The following is a 20,108-nucleotide window of genomic DNA, read 5'->3' as shown; positions in this document are numbered from 1 at the left end:
ACCGTTAAAAATTAAAATTAAGCCTTCCGAAGAAATAGTTCCCCAGTGTTCCCATCTGAACCGGCGCATATTTAAATACTCCATAGTATGAATTTTCATAGATCTGACGATCCGGGAATACATCAAAGACATTATTGGCACCTATCGTCAGGTTGATACTTTTCGTAATATCATAGCCTACACTTACATCGGTAACAACTTTCGGAGAAAAGCTCTGGACTTTCCCAAAAGGATACCCATCCCGTATGACCTGACCAAAATACGTATTTCTTACCATGAAATTGAATTTCCCAACGGCATAATTCAGACCAAGGGAGGCTTTTGTTTTTGGAGAAAGGGTTTCAATGATATTCACCTGGTCCGGTCCGAAATATTCATCCTGTGAAGGAACCAGGTTTTCCGGGAAATGAAAATCCGTAATCCTGGTTTCGGTATAATTTCCTGCCAGGCTGATATTTAAATTTCCACCACCCAGTTTCCAGTCGTAGGTAACAACAACATCTACGCCTTTAGTTTCCGTATCTATAGCATTGGCAAAGAACCTCCCGCTTTCCACATTGTACTGGGCCAGCCTTGGATCTTCAATATTACTGGTGATCACAATTCTGTCTTTTACCCTGATCCAATAGCCATCTACCGTAATAAACAGCCGGTTTGCAGGTTTGAGGGTAAATCCTGCACTTGCATTGACCGAGGTTTCCTGCTTTAACTTATCAAATCCCAGGGCTCTGGCCGCATCACTGTCGTTCCGGAAAATTCCTTTGGTGACGATTCCTAACCCGGAAGTGGAGATATCCGCATAGGAATTATTAAAATACTGCTGCTGAAGAGATGGAGCTCTGAAACCGGTTCCCACAGCTGCCCGTATTGCATAGTCTTTTATGAATTCATACCTCACCGCCAGCTTCCCGTTCAGGGTATTTCCAAAATCTGAATAATTTTCAAACCTTCCGGCAAGATCTATATTTAATTTTTTAGCCAGATCATAGGAAACATCTGCATAAACCGCTGCAGAATGTCTTGATTTTTTCAGTGCATTATCCGGTGAAAAACCAATAAATGATTGTGAGCCTCCATTTCCTTCCACTTCAGATCCCGGGACCGCAGGATTTCCGTTGATGTCATACCGGGTGTAAGAAGCTTCATCCCCTGATTTGATCTGATACTGCTCAAAACGGAACTCTCCTCCAAAGGCTACATTAAACTGATTGATGCTCTTAGAAACATCCAGATTAATTGTATTTTGAAGGAAACTATGTGCTCCTGCATAAAAGCTTGTAGGAGATTTTGTACCCAATGAAGCATTGTTGGTATGGTCTACATTATAGTTGAAGGTATTGCTTCCGAACGTATTGCTTAAATCGAACAGCCAATTGTTGACGTTATATCTGGCTCCCACGGCATAAGAAAAATCATATACCTGCGATCCCAGAACGGGCTGAAAACCGTTTGGATAAATAGCAGCAACCACATTATCTGTTTCTCCCGGCAACCTCCTGAAGCCGAATCCTTTTCCTTCTTTAATGCTGAAACCTCCGAAGGAATACAGTTTAAAGCTGTCACTTAACGGATATTCTGAATTAAAAAACAATTGTGCCTGCCTGATCTGTGCGTCCCCGATCTGGAAATTAAAATCATCGCGGGTAAGTCCTCTTTCCTTTATAATTCTGTCATCTTCTGCTCTCGCGGCCACAGGATCATCTGCAAATTCATACGCAAAATTACTTCCGAAGATATCAAGATCGTGGTTTTGGGTTCTGGTGGTCTTTCCCCTGTGGCTTAACTGCAATGAAAGATTCACATAGCCGTCTTTCTTTCCCAGGGAAGATCCATAATTGATTCCGGCCTGATAGGTTTCCCCATCGTTTCTTCCACTGATTCCGTAGGAAGCTGTTGCTGAAGCTCCAATATCTTTTTTAAGGATAATATTGACAACTCCCGCAATGGCATCGGAACCATATTGTGCAGCTGCACCGTCTCTTAATACTTCAATCCTGTCAATAGCAATTACCGGAATGGTGCTGAGGTCAGTGCCGACAGATCCGTTTCCCACTGTATTCTGATAATTGACCAGTGAAGTGGTATGTCTTCTTTTTCCGTTGATAAGCACCAATACCTGATCAGGCCCCATGCCTCTTAAAGTCACCGGGTCAATATGCTCCGTTCCGTCCGAAGCCGACTGTCTTACTGAGTTGAAGGAAGGAATGACATAATTCAGCAGATCCTGAACCGTCGTTTGCGGGGCGGATTTCTGCAATTTTTCTATATTGATAACATCTACGGGAACCGGTGTTTCCAGTTTGGTTCTTTTGGCATTCCGGTTTCCTACAATAATTACATCTTCGATCTGGGTTCCTTTTTCCTGTTCCTGGGCATTGACCAGAACAGCTCCCAGGAGGATAACAGACAGGCTTAATTTTTTCATCTTTGTCCTTGTAAATTAATCATAAATATTTTCCACGGACCTCATCCGCAGGTATAAAAGACTTCAAGAAATGGAATTACTGTCAGAATGTTGACTTTTCTCATCTTCCCCATACCGGGTTGGAATTAGCACCTTTACACTTTTTAGAGCCGTGCAGGTTGCTAAGGTTTCATAGGGCCAAATCCCTCCACCTTTCTTGATAAATCTACTGCAAAAGTAGACTAATATTTTTAATTTTCAAAAAACAGGTTTATATTTTCTATGCTGTCAATAAAAAAGAGGGATAATCTATCATTATCCCTCTTTATTTTATTTGATGATCATCTTTTGGCTGGCCATGCCTGTTTCAGACCGTAGATGAACCAGGTAGGTTCCCGGAGGATAATTGGCTTTCAGCTCATAGGTTCCACTTTCATTATTGAGTTTGAATGAATCCATTTTCTTACCGCTCATATCAAAAACAGAGATTTCCCCGTTTTTGACTTTGTGATAAATGAGTTTTGCCCAACCGTTCTTTACAGGATTATCAGCAATCTGAAGTGACAGTTTGTTGGCAGCATTCACATCGGATGTTGACAAAGCTCCTGCATAGTTTCCAAAAATACGGAACTCACCAGGCTGCAATGTAATAGGGGCAGTAGTAGAGGCAACAGTCGAAACAGAATTATCCATCAGGTTCTGCCATTGACCTGTATAAGGAAAGTAAGGAACTACATTCTGTGCAGAAGTGGTATAATTGCCCAAAACTACGATGTTCTTTACCCCTGCTATTGAATTGTCATATACATAAATCCTTGTAATTAAGCCTTCTGGATCATTGGCAAGGTTATTCGATTCTACACTGTATGTTTTTGATTTAAAAACAGGATAGGTATTTCTTATATTGATAATTTTGGCCCAGGTATCATACACTGATTTTCTGTTTGGATTGGTATCATATCCTAAAGTAAAGGCAACAGGCTTTTCATCGGTTCTGCATCCGCTGTTGATGGTACCGTCTGCACATCGGTTGATACTGAATTCATAGCCAAGCTCTCCAAACTGCCAGATCATTTTCGGACCGGGAATCGTGAAGAATGTAGCTCCGAAAGTTTTCATTCTTTCAAGGGCTGTATTCAGGTTGGTTACATTGTAAGCCCCGTTAGAAGCACCATATGCAAGATTTTTAAACATTAATCTTTCTTCATCATGGCTTTCTCCATAACCCACCGCAGACATATTGGTGAAGCCGTGAAGGGTATGATTCATCCTGTCGTAGTTACTGTTTTCCTTATACCCCATTGTGTTCTGGTTGTAAGGATCGGTCTGCTTGTTCCAAAGCATTACTCCTTTTCCTTCGGCAATTCTGTAATTGGCCCACTGCTGTTCTTCTGCATCTGTTCCCAAATGTTCGAAAATCATGTAGGAGTTCGGGTCTATAGCCCATTGCTTGTCAGCATAGTTCTTCATAATATCTACCCTGTCCTGCTGGTAAGCATTGGTACAGGCTTCATCGTTTTCCGAGCAGCTTTGGGTAAATCCTTTGGTAAGGTCCCAACGGAATCCGTCAATATGATATTCCGTGAGCCACTGCTGAAGGCTTCTTTCAACATAATATTGTGTTGCGGGGCTGGTGTGGTTAAAGTCATTAAATACGTTATAAGAATGCTTCGGAACCTGGTTAAAATAAGGGTTGTTGGCAGCAATATCACCATAACCGTCTCCATCCGGATCAATATTCCAGAGTCTTGCTAATGGCGAACGTCCTGTTGCGTGGTTGAACGCAATATCTAAAATCACCGCTATTCCGTTCTGGTGACACAGGTCAACAAATTCTTTGAATTTCTCAGGAGTTCCGTAAGCTTTATCCAGCGCATAGTGGAAAGAAGTATTGTAGCCCCAGGAAAGATTTCCTTCAAATTCCATAATAGGAAGAAGCTCAATAGCATTGATATTCAAGTTTTTTAAATAGGAGATCTTATTGATCAGCGACTGCCAGTTTTTTTCCTGGGTAAAGTCTCTCAGCAATAATTCATACACCACCAGGTCTGCCTTGGCCGGTCTTTGGAAATTGGTTACCTGCCAGTTGTAAGGCACCTGCCCTGTTTTGAACATGGATACCTCAAAATTCTGTCCGGCAGGGAACGGAGGTAAATTCGGGTAGGTTGTACTTGAAATCCACTGATCATCATAAGAAGACAAAATTTGAGGAGAGAAAGGATCTGCCACAATTTTCATATCGTTTGTTCTGTACTGGAAGGTATACAATTGTTGTGGAGTCAATCCTGTCAGCTCAATCCAGTAAAGATCAGGGTTTGTGGTGTCTCTCTTCATCAAGTAGGTATCATTCACCGTCCAGTTATTAAAACTACCGATGACATGCACAAAGTTTTTATAAGGAGCATACAAAGCAAGGCCTACTTTGGTAGGATCTGTTGTACTGTAATTTATCCCTTGTCTTATCCAGCCCGGAATGGCTTCAGAAACTACATTTCTTGGAATCTGCAGCATGAACGTGGCGTTCTTGGTATTGGAATTGGCTGTTGCAATCAGTTCCATATTGGCATCCTGGGTTACCGTATAACTGAAATTGTAGGATTGTGAAGGTACAGAGGTAGAGTTTATGACGGTTCCGTTTGCTTTTAGCTGAAATGTTGCCGCTACATTCGTTGTTGCAGTAACATTAATCGAGTTTCCTGCCGGAACGGTTGTCAAGCTGTTGGCTGCCGGATTCGTCAGGCTTAAACTTAAAACTCCAACGTTCACAAAAGTATCCGATGTCTGGTGAGCCCCGGTTTTATCTTTCAACAAAAACCCCAATCTCCCGATTCCTGTTCTTCCATAAAAAGTGGTTGGAGTAAAGGTGATCGAATATGTATCGGTTCCTGAATTGTAAGTCAGTTTATTCAGTTCATTGGAATTATTCCAGCTGCCATTGGTAGGGCAATCCTGGCTGTTCTGGTAATTGGTATCCAGTGACCAAGACCAGATATAAACGGCATTGTTTGAAACACCCCAGGCAGTTTCATCAATCTGGTCTCCCGGCACCGTTAAAGTAATAACATCTGTTTCATTAAATGGATTCGGAGTAACCGTATAATTGATTTGCCCGAAAACCAACACTGTAATAAACAGGTAAATAAAGGAATATAATTTTTTCATTTATCTTATTTTTTATCGAATATAGGATTTATTTTTCTTTAAGTCCTTCATTTTTTTATTCACATAAAAAGACCCGTGAAAAAACTCACGGGTCTTTGCAGGAAAAGTAATTGTAATGAACTATTTTTTAAAATAAACTAATCATGTTATTTCACAACGAAAGCTTGCTAAAAAAGCCTTTGCTGGTCAACAAAAACGGTACAGGACCTAGTTTTTAACAATTTTCTTAGAAAAAACCCGGCCGTTCTTTAATTTTAATTCTACAATATAAATTCCATCCGGAAGTCCGTTCATATTGATTTGATTATTAATAAACTGCACATTATTAAGCCTTTGCCCTGCCATATTAATGACATTTATACTTTCAATCAGTGAATCTGATTTGAGATTAAGGATCCCGTTGGTAGGGTTAGGATACATTCCCACTGTTTCAGTATTTTTTATGATATCAGATGTTCCAAGAGCGGAAGCCGTTTTTATACATCTTACAGCAGAGCCTTGCCCTCTCATCACTCCTGAAGAAGGATTGGCAAGGGTAGAACCGATATATAAGTATTTCCCTCCTGAATTTGATGTATCCGAGCTCCAGAAATACCCTCTCTGTCCTGCAAACGTAAGTGCCCCGCTGGAAGAGCTTCTGTAGCCGGATGCGGGAAGTTTCAGGTGACTGTTATAAGCAGTTCCCGGATTGGCAATATTTTCGGCATTCACAATACCTGCCCATTCTGCCTGCGATGGCATTTTCCAGCCTGTCCCTACTGCCCGGCAAGGGTCTGCCCCTACATACTTGGATACGTTTGCAGGATCTGAAGCAGTCCATTTATCCGTAGCCTCAAAGGTTCCCCACCATGAAGGTGAGCCAATGATAAAAGCATTCAAGCCGGCTAATCCGTCCGGTGAATTTGGTGATACCGGAGCGGCTGTCGCTGAATTTCTAAGCTGGTGCCCGTCATCCCATCTTCCCCATTGGAAAAGGTCTCCATAGGAATTTTCATCGCCCATGGCAAAGGCAATCTGAGAGCTTCCCAGATTTTGCTGCAGCCATATATTCCCGTCACCACCTCTTACAGTCGCATAGGTAACCTGCTGTCCACGGTAAGTAAAAGTAACACAGCCTGTATCTCCGGCATTGCTGCCCGGATCTGTATTAGTACAGCCTGGAGGAACACCGTCCAGCGGGATTCTTTTCACTTTGGTGACATCTTCCGTGTAAGCCAGTACCAAATAATTATTTACCCTGTCTATGGCCAGGTCGTTATATTTTGCCTGACCATCAGAAATAAAATTCCCGCCTAAAGTCACCCAATCCTGTATAGCAGCATCAAATTTATATACTGTATTTCTTAACAGATCATCATTTTCGAAGCGGCTGGCGACCACATAAGGCTGTCCGGACTGGGTTACCGCTATAGCTACGTGCTGTACCTTTCCAGCGGAAAAATTAGCCTGTCCAAGCTGCACCCATGCATTTCCTTCAAATTTTTTAACGTTCAGTTTCTGCCCGTTAGCTGAACTGGAAACATAAGCTACATACAGATTATTATTCCCATCTATAGCAATATCTGAGGTATACTGTTCTGAAGATGAAGCGGCATCTACAATACTTCCCCCAACCAGGCTCCATGCCTCCGTAGCCGCCGCTGAAGTATTATTCTGATACACCCGTACACCTCCGGATATACTGCAGGTATACACTTTCTGATCAGATCCTATAACCATTTCTGCAAATGTAGCCCCATTTGAAAATCCTGTATTTCCTACCTGTTCCCAGGCTCCGTTTATATAACGCTGTACTGTTCCTGAATTCTGACCGCCAAATGTAAAAAGCACGTTGGAGGGAGAAACTGCAGAAGCATGATAGTTAGCTGCTGATGTTGTAACATTGGGAAGCGATGACCACGAAGTTCCGTTGAACTGCTGTGCTGCAATTCCCGAACCCGGATAACCGATCTGGCTGGTATAAAAAACATTTCCGGAACCGTCTAACGACAGGGAGTTAAATGTTGCCATTCCTTCAGTAATTCCAAGTGAGCCTCCCACATATGACCATGAAGTTCCATTGAATTTCTGCACAGATCCTTTAGCAACAGAAGTGTCATAATAAGAAAGGTAATAATTTCCTGTCTGGTCTACGGCCAGGTTATTATAACTGCTTCCGGCTGCTGAAATTCCCGCCGCACTTCCTACATCTTCCCATTGCTGGGCATACAGGTAACTTCCTGCGATAGTAAGCAAAGCTAAACCTGTACCTATTTTACGCATCGCAAAATGTAAATTTTGAAACATATTTAATATTATTTTTAATTATTCTAAATTTAATTTAATTTTGCACAAAATTACCTTTCATTCCCAACCCTGAGTTATCATTTCCAAACTTTTTGTTATCCGATGTCAGAGCTTTATTTCAAAAAATATCATCCCTTAAATCATTGTGTATGAAGAATTCCTCCAGAAGTGGATTGCTTTTCAGCTCCGAGAACATCAAGATGATTATGCAGGAAGAGCCTCAGCCCAAAAAATTTTCAAGATTACATATGATTGAGAGTAAAGCGAGCTTCAGCCTTCTTTTTCTGCTAAGCCCCAATATCAGGTTAGAAGCTAATGACTGTGATATGAAATTGCTGTTTAAAAAAAATCAATATATACTTCACTATTCTGCGAGGGAAAGCACAGCAGAACTGTGGACGGAAAGCCCGGAAACTATAAAATATTTCCAGATACAGATCAACTATCAGTACATCTTTAACCTTATTGATCCTGAATCGAGCAGAGAAAATGCAGAAATTCTGGAAAACATGATCCGGAACAATTATATTTTTCTCCACAAAAAAACTCCTCCCTATATGACCGTAGAAATGCATATGATTTTAAATGAGCTGATCAGTTATTCAAAAAAAGGAATGATGCAGAGGTTATTTGTTGAAGCCAAGATTATTAAACTTCTCATCCTGATTTTTGAGCAGTTCAATGAAAAAAACACTACAAAGGAAGAACCGGGAATTTCTTTTATTGTTAAAAAATTTATTGATGAGAATTATCACAAAAATATAAGAGCTGAAGACATCGGAAAGCTGACGGGTATCAGCCAGAATAAGATCAGAAAAGAATTTAAACATCAGTATCACATGACCGTTACGGATTATATTTCGGAACTGAGAATGCTTAAAGCAAAGAAAATGATTATTGATAAAGACATCATGATCAAAGAAATCGCCATTGAATGCGGTTATGAGTATGTACAGAATTTCACCCGTGCATTCAAGAAAAAATTCGGGGTTTCTCCTGAACAGCTGAGAAACGGGTAATAAAAAAACCGCCTAAAAAATTAAGCGGTTTGTATATGTTGTTTTGCTTTGATATTACTTTTTCAGAATTCAGGTGAAAAAGTAATGACAATCAATTAATGATGATGTCCGTGATCGTGGATGAAAGGTCCGTTACCTTTAGGATTGCTGAAGATTACTTCTACACCTTCCTGCTCGTTAACCTGTTTTCTTCTGATGTCTTCAGGATCGAAAGGTTTTACTTTTCCGAAATATTCTTTCAGACCTTCAGTCAACCACATCGGGATTACCAAACCGAAGAACATAAAGATACACCAGAATCCTACTAGGAACATCGTTACAAAGAATATAGTCCAAAGGAACTGGTAGAACGGCCAAAATGCTGATAAAATAGTTATCATTCTCTAAGATTTTAGGCAAAAATAGGACTTTTTTGTTTTGTACACAAAAGATAGAAGCCCTATTTTATAATTTATTTTGATTTTAAACTAATTAATGGGCGAGATTGGCAAAGAAATCATTGCCTTTATCGTCCGTAATAATGAATGCAGGGAAATCTTTTACTTCGATCTTCCTTACTGCTTCCATCCCCAGTTCCGGGAAGTCTACCACATCTACAGACACAATATTGTCCTTGGCAAGTATCGCAGCAGGTCCGCCGATTGATCCAAGATAGAATCCTCCGTACTTGGCACATGCATTGGTAACATCCTTACTCCTGTTTCCTTTGGCCAGCATGATCATACTTCCCCCGTGGCTCTGAAATTCATCAACGTACACGTCCATTCTTCCGGCAGTGGTAGGTCCGAAACTTCCTGAGGCCATTCCTTCAGGAGTTTTTGCAGGTCCTGCATAATAAATCGGGTGATTCTTGAAATATTCAGGCATTGGTTTCCCGCTGTCGATGATCTCTTTAATTTTTGCGTGAGCGATATCTCGGGCTACGATAAGGGTACCGTTCAGTTTCAGTCTTGTTTTGATAGGATATTTAGACAGTTCAGCCAAGATTTCAGGCATTGGCTTATTTAAATCTATTTCAACAGCTTCTTCCAAGTGAGGAGGAGTAGCTGGTAAAAATCTTTTCGGATCCTGTTCAAGCTGTTCAAGAAAGATCCCGTCTTTGGTGATTTTTCCTTTAATATTCCTGTCTGCAGAGCACGAAACACCCATTCCAACCGGGCAGGAAGCAGCGTGGCGAGGCAACCTGATTACTCTTACATCATGAGTAAGGTATTTTCCTCCGAACTGAGCCCCTATGGCACTTTCCTGGCAGATTTTCTGAACTTTGGCTTCCCATTCAAGATCTCTGAAGGCCTGTCCGGCTTCATTTCCTTCTGTCGGAAGGTGATCGTAATATTTGGCAGAGGCTTTTTTCACAGCAGCCAGGTTCGCTTCAGCAGAAGTTCCTCCAATGACCAGCGCCAGGTGATAAGGCGGGCATGCCGCTGTACCAAGATCTGAAATTCTTTCTTTAACGAATTCTTCAAGAGATTTTTCGTTCAGTAATGATTTGGTTTTTTGATAAAGGAATGTTTTGTTGGCAGAACCTCCCCCTTTCGTTAAAAATAAAAACTCGTAGTAATCTCCTTTTTTAGCATAGATATCGATCTGTGCAGGAAGGTTTGAACCTGAATTTTTTTCTTCAAACATCGTCAAAGGGACTACCTGGGAATATCTGAGGTTTCTTTTTTGATAGGTATTGTAAATTCCTTTGCTTAAGTATTCACCATCATCAACCCCGGTATATACATTTTCTCCTTTTTTCCCCATTACAATCGCCGTCCCTGTATCCTGGCATGAAGGAAGAGCTCCTTCAACAGCAACAGCAGCGTTCTGCAGCAGGTTATAGGCAACGAATCTATCATTATCAGTAGCTTCCGGATCGTCGATGATTCTTCTCAGGCTTTCAAGGTGGGAAGAACGGAGCATAAAAGAAACGTCTGCCATTGCTTCTTCAGCCAGAAGTTCAAGACCTTTAGGATCAATGGTCAAAATTTCTCTTTCTCCTAATTTTTCAACCTTTACGTAATCTGATGTAAGCTTTTTGTACACCGTATCGTCTTTCTGGATCGGATACGGATCCTGATATCTAAAATCCATTCAATTTTTGTTTGTGCAAAAATACGGCATCCTCAAAAAAGCATGAGTAAAATCAGTCATCTGTATTGATATTTATAATGATTATAAATTGCGTGATTCTGCGTTTATGATTAACTTTATAAAAATTTCAATCACAATGAATTACAGAATCGAAAAGGATACTATGGGAGAGGTTCAGGTGCCCGCAGATAAGTTTTGGGGAGCACAGACTGAACGTTCAAGGAATAATTTTAAGATCGGACCGGAAGGTTCTATGCCTCACGAAATCATTGAAGCTTTTGCTTATTTAAAGAAAGCAGCAGCTTATACCAATACTGACCTTGGAGTTCTTTCCGCAGAGAAAAGAGATATGATTGCCAAAGTATGCGACGAAATCCTTGAAGGAAAGCTGAATGATCAGTTCCCACTGGTGATCTGGCAGACGGGCTCAGGAACACAGTCGAATATGAATGTAAATGAAGTGGTTTCCAACAGGGCTCATGTTAACAATGGAGGGACTTTAGGCGACAAATCTGAAATCCATCCGAATGATGATGTAAACAAATCCCAGTCTTCCAACGACACCTACCCTACTGCCATGCATATTGCCGCTTATAAAAAAGTAGTGGAGGTAACGATCCCGGCTGTTGAAAAACTAAAAAATACGCTTGCTGAAAAGGCAGAAGCTTTCAAAGATATCGTCAAAATCGGGAGAACCCATCTTATGGATGCTACTCCGCTTACTCTTGGACAGGAATTTTCAGGCTACAAAGCACAGCTTGAATTCGGATTAAAGGCTTTAAAAAATACGCTCCCCCATCTTTCTGAGCTTGCTTTGGGAGGAACAGCTGTAGGAACCGGGCTTAATACTCCGAAAGGTTATGATGTAAAGGTGGCTGAATATATTGCCAAATTCACCAATCATCCTTTTATTACGGCGGAAAATAAATTTGAAGCTCTAGCAGCACACGATGCGATTGTAGAATCTCACGGAGCATTAAAACAGTTGGCCGTTTCGTTGTTTAAAATAGCTCAGGACATCCGTTTGCTGGCTTCGGGGCCACGTTCCGGAATCGGGGAAATTCATATTCCTGAAAACGAGCCGGGATCGTCCATCATGCCAGGAAAAGTGAATCCTACACAAAATGAAGCAATGACGATGGTTTGCGCCCAGGTTCTCGGAAACGATACAACAATTTCTTTTGCAGGAACTCAGGGAAATTATGAACTTAATGTATTCAAGCCTGTGATGGCCTACAATTTTCTTCAGTCTGCCCAGTTAATTGCCGATGCCTGCATCTCCTTCAACGATCATTGCGCAGAAGGGATTGAACCGAACCATGAGAGAATTAAAGAACTGGTAGATAAATCATTAATGCTTGTTACTGCACTGAACACCCATATCGGTTATGAAAATGCAGCAAAAATTGCAAAAACAGCCCATAAAAACGGAACAACTTTAAAAGAAGAAGCTGTAAACCTTGGTCTTTTGACCGCGGAACAGTTTGATGAATGGGTGAAGCCTGAAGATATGGTAGGAAGCCTGAAATAAATTTTTAGAATTATAGATTAAATAGTAGAAAAGCCTCAGGAATTCTGAGGCTTTTTATTTTTGTTAATAATTCCGTTCATTATTTTTAATTATCCGGAAAATTCATCCAGCATATTTCTGGTAGGGACAAAGAAAAGTGTCCCGGTAACCGCTGTACTGAAATCCAAAATCCTGTCGTAATTGCCCGGCGGATCTCCAATAAACATATTCGTCAGCATTTTCTTTGTTGTATTGAAGGTACTCGAATAGGCAATGAAATAGGTTCCGAATTCATTGGAAGAAGGACTGCCGAAAGGCATATTATCCCTTACAATTTTAAGTTCTTCCCCATTTTCGCCTTCAATATTGGCTAAAGCGATATGGGAATTGGACGGCTTTACATCATCAGACATTTCAATGTCATTTTCTTTTGACCTTCCGATTACTTTTTCCTGCTCCTCTGTAGAAAGTCCCTTCCATGCATCCATGTTGTGGAGATATTTCTGTACAAATAAATAACTTCCGCCTTTGTACTGAGGATCTTCATCCCCTATTTTGGCAAAATAGTCACGGTCTTCCCCATGCGGATTTTCCGTCCCGTCTACAAAACCGAGAATAGAACGGGCATCCCAGTATTTAAAACCATGAATTTCAAGAATACTTTCTCCAAAAGGAGCCAAAAGCTTCGAGATCTCTATTGCCATATCGAAAATAAGGCTTTTATTATCTGCTCTCAGGTGGAAATGAAGATCTCCCGGTGTAGAAACAGCTGTATGCTTTACTCCTTTAAGTTCATCAAAATTAGCCAGTTCCTTGGGCAAAGGTGTCGGAAGTTCCAGTTTTTTCCAGGCTTCAAAACCAATTCCCATTACACAGCTTGCCCTGCTGTCCGGAAATCTGTTGAAAACCGAATTATTAAGATTGAGAACCAGGGCACAAAGCTGCTGAAAAATAGTTTTCAATTGAGGGCTGTCATTAAGTGTCCACACCATAAAAATGGTATTGCTGTTAGGATAGTCCGTAACGTTCTGTGATTCTATGCTCATTGTTCCTGAAATGAATTAAACTGGTGAAGGCGAAGAAACCTGATCTGCAAAATACTGCTCCAGATCACGCAATGTCTCGGGATTGGTTTTGATATCTTTCACAAGCTCTCCTTTGTTCACCACAACGATTCTGTTGCAGACTTCCGTAGTATGGGAAAGGTCATGGCTCGAGATCAGAAAAGTAACGCCTTCCTGCTTTGAAAGTTCCTTAATAAGATTTTTCAGTTTGATCTGGGTGGAAGGATCCAGGTTGGCAAAAGGTTCGTCCAGGATAATAATCTCCGGATTTCCGATAACAGCTCCTACGATTCCTACTTTTTTCTGGTTTCCTTTGGATAGATCACGGACGTATTTTCCTGAATTGAGGATCTCTCCGTTAAAAAAATCATGAAATGGCTTCAGAAATTCATCAATGGAAGCTTTATTCTGCCCTCTCAGCTCTCCGATAAAATAGAAATATTCCTCAGGGGTAAGATAACCGATGAGGAAAGTATCATCTACAAAAGCAGAGACCTTGTTTTTCCAGGCTTCGGACTCATTGACTTTGATATCTTCGATACTCACAAAACCGGTAGTCGGCTGTATGAGGTCTAGCATAAGACTGAAAAGAGTCGTTTTTCCTGCCCCGTTATTTCCTACAAGCCCGAATGTTTCTCCGTTAGGAATTTCAAGATGATCAATATTAAGAACTGTAGCAGTTCCGTATGTTTTGGATAAGTTATTGATAGTAATCATAGTTTAGCCTTTATTTTTGAATGCGTCCAGCGTACTGTACTTTTCGTTTTTGTATTGTTTAACGATGATATCGAATATTTTTTCTCTGAATAAAAATCCTGCAAGTCCTAAAATTGCAATACTCACAACCCCGGCCGTAATTCCAAAGAAGTATTTTGTAAGGGCAAAAACACCCATCGGAAGCAGCATTTTAGGAATCAGAAGAAGCATAGACTTAAGATTAAAGCTGCCTTTCTGACCTATTCTTTTTTCTTTTGAATTCAGATCGATCTGAGTTTTATTGTATGCTCCCGACCAAAGAGTAAGTTGAGAATTTACTCCAATATTATAAAGCCCTGCCGCAAAAAAGGTGACATAAACTTCCCAGCCGAAATAGGCATAAAATAAAGCAATAACCACCGAAGCTGCCGTCACAATATTAATCAGCCACCATTTTGCCTTAAGATACTCTTTGTAAGGAACATTCAGCGTCATCATCAGGGGATAATATGAGCTGTCGAAGGCAGGTACCCGCTGACCGAAAAGAAACTGAAAACCTCCTGTCACAAACAATCCCATGAACATCATCATCGCAGGAGTTTTATATGCTGTAGAAGTATACATCAGCATTCCGTAAAAAAGGAAGAAAAAGCTTCCGATCAGGATCCCTTTGGTTACTTTATTGCGTCTCAGCATTTTAATATCATTATTGATAAATGTTCCGATAACGCCATATTTGTTTAAAAAGGCAATATTCTCCGTTTTCCCGAATTGTTTTTTAGCTTCAAGCCCCTGATCAAGATAAAACTCCTTGCGGACATAGTTGAAGACTATTCTCCACAGTCCGAAAAACAGAACAGCCGGAATTGCAATTAAATAAGGACGATGATAAAAGCCGTACACAAATTTCTCTGAATAAGAAAGTACCGGAACAATATTATAATAAGCAAGACCGGCAACGGCAGCCAGAATACAGCCTATAATAATAACAATGGTTTCTTTATCATTAAACAAAATGTTGATAAAATTATTAAGATAGAAAAGCAAAGAAATCCCGATAAACCAAGTGAGAATCCCAACAACACTATACCCGTTGAATAACGCAATAATGGAGAATGTGATGAAAAACAGGGAATTCAGCCAGCTCAGGGCCGAAAGAAAGGTTTTCACCAGCATATAATTGACGAGTGTATTCTTGGGGATATTCAGCGTCAGGAACGGTTTGATGTTCTGGGTGGGCATTTCCTGCCAGATGTACTTTAAGATGAGATCTACAGCCCATGCTATGATTAAAAGTTTTGAAATCACTATCAAAGGGTCCTGGTGCATTTCATCCCTCACATAAAAGAAGGCTGCAAAAGCACCTCCTGCAAGGCATGCCATAAAATAGAGTATCGCTATAAAGCGCAGAATCTTCATGAAAAGGTTTACGCCTACAGAAGTACCACGGAAAAAGCTTTTGATTTCAAGCCTTAGGAACTTTAGAAACATATTTTAGTTTTTATATTAGTAAATATAATGTAAAATATGTTACAGTTTTTTAGCCAATTAATTCTTTTGCCTGTGCCAGTGCCGCCTCAGTAATTTTGCTTCCGGAAAGAAGCTGGGCAATCTCATTGAGTTTTTCTTCGCTGTTCAGAGGAATGATTGTGGATTGGGTTTTGCCGGAAATATCACGTTTTACAACTTTATAATTATTGTTTCCTTTAGCCGCGACCTGTGCCAAGTGGGAGATAACAATAAGCTGCATATCTGCAGCCATTTCTCTCATCAGGTTTCCGATTTCTTCCGCTACTTTTCCTGAAACTCCGGTATCAATTTCATCAAGAATCAGGGTTGGAAGCTCATCACTTTCTGCAATAATTTTCTTCACCGCCAGCATTACCCTTGATCTTTCACCACCGGAAATAGCTGTCTGAATGGGCTTTAACGGGAACCCTGAGTTAGCCTGGAAAAGTAACTGGATATTTTCTTTCCCGAATGCATTAAATTCGGATACGTCCTGAAGTTCAATATCAACCCTGGCTTTTTCAAGACCTAATTTTTTGAGAAGTCCCTCAGTTTTTTTAATGAAAACAGGAATTGATTTCTTTCTATTCTTTGAAAGCTTTTCTGCAAGAGCCTGAAGTGTCTTCTCTTTTTTAGAAATATTGTCTTCGATCTCAGCAATATGGTCTTCAAGTTCTGAAGCTCCTTTCTGTTCACCGGCCAGCTGGTCTCTCAGCTCTTTCAACTCATTAATATCAGAAACATTGTGCTTTAGAAATAAAGAATTGATTTTATTATTAAGCTCAACCAGGATAGCAAGGTTAGCCGGATTGATCTCTATTTTTTCGGATTCGTTTTCAAGTTCGGAAATAATGTCCTTTAGCTCTACGAAAGAGGTTTCAAGCCTTTCGTCAAGTTCGGAAAAGCTACTTGAGACTTCTGATATTTTTGAAAGTTTATTTTTCGCTTCATGAAAGAACGAAAGTATCCCGACTTCTTCCTGATGAAACCTTGAAAGGATCTGTACAAGATTTTCAGAGATCATTTCTGCATTTTCCTGGATGGAAAGCTGGTTCTGAAGATCTTCATAATCTACATCGTCCAGTTTAACTTCTTCCAGCTCGTTCAGCAAAAACTCTTTATAATCACTCTCTTTCCTGTTTTCCGAAAGCTGGGTCTGAAGTTTTTTAAGCTGTATTTTTAAGCTCTGGAAATCTGAAAATTCGTTCTGATAGTCTTCAATCATTTTTTTATTTTCAGAAAGCCCGTCAATAATCTTAAACTGATATTCTGAAGTAAAAAGGTTCGAGGTTTCAAACTGGGAATGGATATCAATCAGTTTTGAAGACAGTTCTTTGAGGACATCCAACGTTACGGGCACATCATTGATAAATGCCCGGGATTTCCCGGAAGGAAGAATTTCCCTCCTGATGATGGTGTGATGCTCGTAATCGAGATCGTTTTCAACGAAGAATTTTTTGAATTGATTATTTAAGTCGAATTCTGTTTCTACAATGCTTTTTTCTTCTGATTGGGCAATAGATTTTGTTTCTGCCCTCTCGCCGAGAATCAGTCTTAAAGCCCCCAGAATAATAGATTTTCCTGCTCCGGTTTCTCCGGTAATTACCTGCAGACCGTTATTCAATGATACTTCCAGGGTATCAATCAAGGCAAAATTTTTAATGTAAATTCTCGAAAGCATGGATAATAGCTGATTACTTTAGGTAATGCAAATATAGAATTAAGTATTCAAAAACTTAAAGCGAAGGATTTTTATTTCCACTTACTCCACTTATTCTCCGAATATTTAGGGGCAAAAATCATCATCAGCTCTTTAAGATCATTCATAACAAGTCCTCCATTATTTCCTGAATTGAAGATATTGAAGATCTCATCACTTTTATTATCAAGAAACAGATTGAAGTAATAGGATTGCTGGAAAGAGTTTTCATATCTTTTAAGCTGCATGAGGGCATCAAAAATCACTTTTTTAGCGGCTGTCTGATCCTGGTTGAATAAATTATCCAGTCCCGCTCTGTGATAGGTATACATAGTGGAACGCAGCTGGCTCCAGTTTGGATTGATAATTTCATTGATCAGGATGGTACGGCTCCTTGGTTCATTGATGACGTTCCAGCCTTCATAGTTTCTGTTCTGAGAGTTCTGGGCAATCTGCTGGGCTTTTGCAAACCACGGTGTGCCTCCCAACGACTGGAAGCTGTCCGCATCATAACCTAAGATCACATAAACATAAAAACTTATCACATCAATCAGGTTTTTGCCGGAGAATTGTCTTTCATTGAACACAAGGTTCTCATTTTCAACATATTCAAAGGAAAACCTCTGGTCCTGAAGGTTGATAAGCGGTGATTCGTAGGTGGTACTGAATACCGGGCGAACTGCCTGGATCACAATACTTCCCTTGAACCGGTTTCCATCTCTTTCAGCGATAACAACTGCAAAATTACATTTGATCTTTTCGAAATTCTGAAGTTTTTTCCCTGTCCAGCTGGTATTATTGATGAAATCCCTAAGGCTTTTTTCCAGGGCTTTATAGGCCTGCTGGTTACTTCCTCCCAACTGCTGGGAGTTAATCTGTACGGTAGCAAGCAGTTCCTGGGAAAAACTCAGATTGTATATAAAAAGCAGTAAGAATAGGCTTATGATTTTTTTCATTATCTAATTAAAAATTGAGAACGGAAATTTATTAAAATTATTTTAAAAGTTGAGCCTCAACAAAATCCAGAATATCCCGGGCCACTTCATCCTTGGATTTCAGATCGAATTCCTTCTTCCCTGTTTTGGTGAATATTTTGATTTTATTAGTATCATTTTTAAAGCCTGCCCCCTCGTCACGAAGTGAGTTTAAGACAATCATATCGAGGTTTTTCTTTTCCAGTTTTCCTTTAGCATTTTCTTCTTCATTCTGGGTTTCCAGCGCAAATCCTACAAGAAACTGGTGGGTTTTCTTTTCACCCATTGTTTTAAGAATATCGGGGTTTTTAACCAGCTCAATAGTTAAGCTGTCATCATTCTTTTTTATTTTCTCTTTGGCGACCTCTTTTGGAGCATAGTCGGCTACGGCAGCACTGGCAATACCAATATCTACGCGGTCATAAAATTCAAATACTTTATTCAGCATTTCTTTGGCAGAGGTTACTTTATGGAGTTCAATATTTTTATCATCAGTTGCCTGAGAGCTCGGGCCGGAGATCAGAATAACCTTAGCACCTCTTTTTGAGGCTTCTTCTGCCAGAGAAAATCCCATTTTACCGGAAGAATGATTACCTATAAATCTTACAGGGTCAATGGCTTCGTAGGTAGGCCCCGCAGTAATCAGTACAGTTTTTCCTTCTAAACTTCTCGGTTGATTCCCGGAAGTAAAGAATTTTTCAACAGTTTTAAAGATGGTTTCAGGTTCTGCCATTCTTCCCTGTCCTACCAGACCACTGGCCAGTTCACCAGTTTCAGCAGGAATGATGATATGTCCATAATCTTCTGCCTGCTCAATATTCTGTCGGGTAGAAGGGTGTGCGTACATATCAAGATCCATTGCAGGAGCAATAAATACAGGGCATTTCGCAGACATATAAGTTGCAATTACCAGATTGTCACACATGCCGTGAACCATTTTGGCTAATGTATTGGCTGTACAAGGGGCAACGATCATTACATCGGCCCACAGGGCCATTTCCACATGGCTGTTCCAGGTACCGTTATCTCCATAAAAATCTGAATATACAGGCTTTCTGGAAAGGGTTGAAAGACTTAATTTTGTTACAAACTGTTCTGCATCGGGGGTCATGATCACCTGGACATCTGCTCCTTTTTTCACAAAATCCCGGATCAGGAAATGGATTTTATAGGCTGCAATTCCACCTGAAACAGCGATAAGTATCTTTTTACCGGAAACACTCATTTAGTTTTAATTTTTTGAACTCCTAAATTACTTCTTTTTTTGCACAAAGACGGATATAAACAGACAAAGGTCATAAAAGAAACGAATTCCCTTATGACCTTCATATATAAAAAACACAATGTTTATTTTCTGTCTTCTGTTTTTCTGAAATAGATATCTTCATTCAGCCATTCTTCGATAGCAATAGAAGTAGGCTTAGGAAGTTTTTCGTAATGTTTTGAGATTTCAATCTGTTCTCTGTTTTCGAAAACTTCTTCCAATGTAGAATTGTGCACAGCGAATTCGTCCAATTTATTGTGAAGTTCCGTACGGATCTCCGCATTGATCTGCTCTGCTCTCTTTCCCATGATAACAATAGCTTCATAGATTGAACCTACTTTATCTTCAATCTTGTCTTTATCGTAAGTAATAGTATTTACTTCTGCTTTTGTATCTTTTACACTCATTTTGAGAAAATTATTTTATTTTAAGATGACAAATT

General features: G+C 40.1%; 14 protein-coding genes and 1 riboswitch. Of the genes, 2 read left to right on the top strand and 12 right to left on the bottom strand.

What is annotated here, in order from left to right; translation table 11 throughout:
- Nucleotides 1–4: 4 nt before the first annotated feature.
- The 3 genes from BUB03_RS18230 to BUB03_RS18220 form a co-directional block, all read right to left on the bottom strand.
- Complete coding sequence (locus tag BUB03_RS18230; RefSeq protein ID WP_073065875.1) at nucleotides 5–2,425, bottom strand: TonB-dependent receptor plug domain-containing protein; 2,421 nt, start codon at nucleotides 2,423–2,425, stop codon at nucleotides 5–7.
- A gap of 97 nt (nucleotides 2,426–2,522) precedes the next feature.
- Nucleotides 2,523–2,631: riboswitch (SAM riboswitch) on the bottom strand.
- 103 nt (nucleotides 2,632–2,734) lie between these two features.
- Entirely contained in the window at nucleotides 2,735–5,566 is a 2,832-nt protein-coding gene (locus BUB03_RS18225) for an alpha-amylase family glycosyl hydrolase (protein ID WP_073065873.1), read from the bottom strand.
- Between the two features lie 207 nt (nucleotides 5,567–5,773).
- Complete coding sequence (locus BUB03_RS18220; RefSeq protein ID WP_083539001.1) at nucleotides 5,774–7,852, bottom strand: T9SS type A sorting domain-containing protein; 2,079 nt, start codon at nucleotides 7,850–7,852, stop codon at nucleotides 5,774–5,776.
- A gap of 149 nt (nucleotides 7,853–8,001) precedes the next feature.
- On the opposite strand from BUB03_RS18220, the gene BUB03_RS18215 reads away from it, so the two are divergent.
- Nucleotides 8,002–8,871 carry a helix-turn-helix transcriptional regulator gene (locus BUB03_RS18215; protein WP_073065867.1) on the top strand — a complete coding sequence of 290 codons (870 nt, stop codon included), beginning with the start codon at nucleotides 8,002–8,004 and terminating at the stop codon, nucleotides 8,869–8,871.
- A gap of 95 nt (nucleotides 8,872–8,966) precedes the next feature.
- On the opposite strand, the gene BUB03_RS18210 is transcribed toward BUB03_RS18215, so the two are convergent.
- Entirely contained in the window at nucleotides 8,967–9,251 is a 285-nt protein-coding gene (locus BUB03_RS18210) for a hypothetical protein (protein ID WP_175547515.1), read from the bottom strand.
- 91 nt (nucleotides 9,252–9,342) lie between these two features.
- The gene (locus BUB03_RS18205) at nucleotides 9,343–10,950 is read right to left on the bottom strand and encodes a fumarate hydratase (RefSeq protein WP_073065865.1); all 1,608 of its coding nucleotides are present in this window, start codon (nucleotides 10,948–10,950) and stop codon (nucleotides 9,343–9,345) included.
- A 136-nt stretch (nucleotides 10,951–11,086) separates the two neighbouring features.
- On the opposite strand from BUB03_RS18205, the gene fumC reads away from it, so the two are divergent.
- A complete protein-coding gene (gene fumC / locus BUB03_RS18200; protein ID WP_073066137.1) occupies nucleotides 11,087–12,481 on the top strand; it encodes a class II fumarate hydratase in 1,395 nt (464 codons plus the stop codon).
- A gap of 89 nt (nucleotides 12,482–12,570) precedes the next feature.
- On the opposite strand, the gene BUB03_RS18195 is transcribed toward fumC, so the two are convergent.
- From BUB03_RS18195 to BUB03_RS18165, 7 genes are all read right to left on the bottom strand, one after another.
- The gene (locus tag BUB03_RS18195; protein WP_073065862.1) at nucleotides 12,571–13,506 is read right to left on the bottom strand and encodes a Dyp-type peroxidase; all 936 of its coding nucleotides are present in this window, start codon (nucleotides 13,504–13,506) and stop codon (nucleotides 12,571–12,573) included.
- A 15-nt stretch (nucleotides 13,507–13,521) separates the two neighbouring features.
- On the bottom strand, nucleotides 13,522–14,241 hold the full coding sequence (locus tag BUB03_RS18190; RefSeq protein WP_073065859.1) for an ABC transporter ATP-binding protein: 720 nt from the start codon (nucleotides 14,239–14,241) through the stop codon (nucleotides 13,522–13,524).
- A gap of 3 nt (nucleotides 14,242–14,244) precedes the next feature.
- Nucleotides 14,245–15,711: a DUF5687 family protein gene (locus BUB03_RS18185; RefSeq protein ID WP_073065856.1), complete on the bottom strand. Its 1,467-nt coding sequence runs from the start codon at nucleotides 15,709–15,711 to the stop codon at nucleotides 14,245–14,247.
- Nucleotides 15,712–15,760: 49 nt separating this feature from the next.
- A complete protein-coding gene (locus BUB03_RS18180; RefSeq protein ID WP_073065854.1) occupies nucleotides 15,761–17,410 on the bottom strand; it encodes a DNA repair protein RecN in 1,650 nt (549 codons plus the stop codon).
- A 71-nt stretch (nucleotides 17,411–17,481) separates the two neighbouring features.
- A complete protein-coding gene (porD, locus tag BUB03_RS18175) occupies nucleotides 17,482–18,384 on the bottom strand; it encodes a type IX secretion system protein PorD (protein WP_040999572.1) in 903 nt (300 codons plus the stop codon).
- Nucleotides 18,385–18,421: 37 nt separating this feature from the next.
- Complete coding sequence (gene coaBC, locus BUB03_RS18170) at nucleotides 18,422–19,627, bottom strand: bifunctional phosphopantothenoylcysteine decarboxylase/phosphopantothenate--cysteine ligase CoaBC (protein WP_073065851.1); 1,206 nt, start codon at nucleotides 19,625–19,627, stop codon at nucleotides 18,422–18,424.
- Nucleotides 19,628–19,749: 122 nt separating this feature from the next.
- The gene (locus BUB03_RS18165) at nucleotides 19,750–20,073 is read right to left on the bottom strand and encodes a DNA-directed RNA polymerase subunit omega (protein WP_027372958.1); all 324 of its coding nucleotides are present in this window, start codon (nucleotides 20,071–20,073) and stop codon (nucleotides 19,750–19,752) included.
- Nucleotides 20,074–20,108 lie beyond the last annotated feature (35 nt).

It is taken from the genome of Chryseobacterium oranimense (assembly GCF_900129755.1).
Classification (GTDB): Bacteria; Bacteroidota; Bacteroidia; order Flavobacteriales; family Weeksellaceae; genus Chryseobacterium; species Chryseobacterium oranimense.
Note: the sequence above shows the minus strand (reverse complement) of the source record. Positions and strands in the feature narration are given on the sequence as shown.

Coding starts and splice junctions, on each gene's coding strand:
- BUB03_RS18195 (WP_073065862.1), bottom strand. CDS start 13,506: ATGAGCATAGAATCACAGAACGTTACGGACTATCCTAACAGCAATACC.
- BUB03_RS18230 (WP_073065875.1), bottom strand. CDS start 2,425: ATGAAAAAATTAAGCCTGTCTGTTATCCTCCTGGGAGCTGTTCTGGTC.
- BUB03_RS18165 (WP_027372958.1), bottom strand. CDS start 20,073: ATGAGTGTAAAAGATACAAAAGCAGAAGTAAATACTATTACTTACGAT.
- fumC (WP_073066137.1), top strand. CDS start 11,087: ATGAATTACAGAATCGAAAAGGATACTATGGGAGAGGTTCAGGTGCCC.
- BUB03_RS18185 (WP_073065856.1), bottom strand. CDS start 15,711: ATGTTTCTAAAGTTCCTAAGGCTTGAAATCAAAAGCTTTTTCCGTGGT.
- BUB03_RS18210 (WP_175547515.1), bottom strand. CDS start 9,251: ATGATAACTATTTTATCAGCATTTTGGCCGTTCTACCAGTTCCTTTGG.
- BUB03_RS18190 (WP_073065859.1), bottom strand. CDS start 14,241: ATGATTACTATCAATAACTTATCCAAAACATACGGAACTGCTACAGTT.
- BUB03_RS18215 (WP_073065867.1), top strand. CDS start 8,002: ATGAAGAATTCCTCCAGAAGTGGATTGCTTTTCAGCTCCGAGAACATC.
- BUB03_RS18220 (WP_083539001.1), bottom strand. CDS start 7,852: ATGTTTCAAAATTTACATTTTGCGATGCGTAAAATAGGTACAGGTTTA.
- porD (WP_040999572.1), bottom strand. CDS start 18,384: ATGAAAAAAATCATAAGCCTATTCTTACTGCTTTTTATATACAATCTG.
- BUB03_RS18225 (WP_073065873.1), bottom strand. CDS start 5,566: ATGAAAAAATTATATTCCTTTATTTACCTGTTTATTACAGTGTTGGTT.
- BUB03_RS18205 (WP_073065865.1), bottom strand. CDS start 10,950: ATGGATTTTAGATATCAGGATCCGTATCCGATCCAGAAAGACGATACG.
- BUB03_RS18180 (WP_073065854.1), bottom strand. CDS start 17,410: ATGCTTTCGAGAATTTACATTAAAAATTTTGCCTTGATTGATACCCTG.
- coaBC (WP_073065851.1), bottom strand. CDS start 19,627: ATGAGTGTTTCCGGTAAAAAGATACTTATCGCTGTTTCAGGTGGAATT.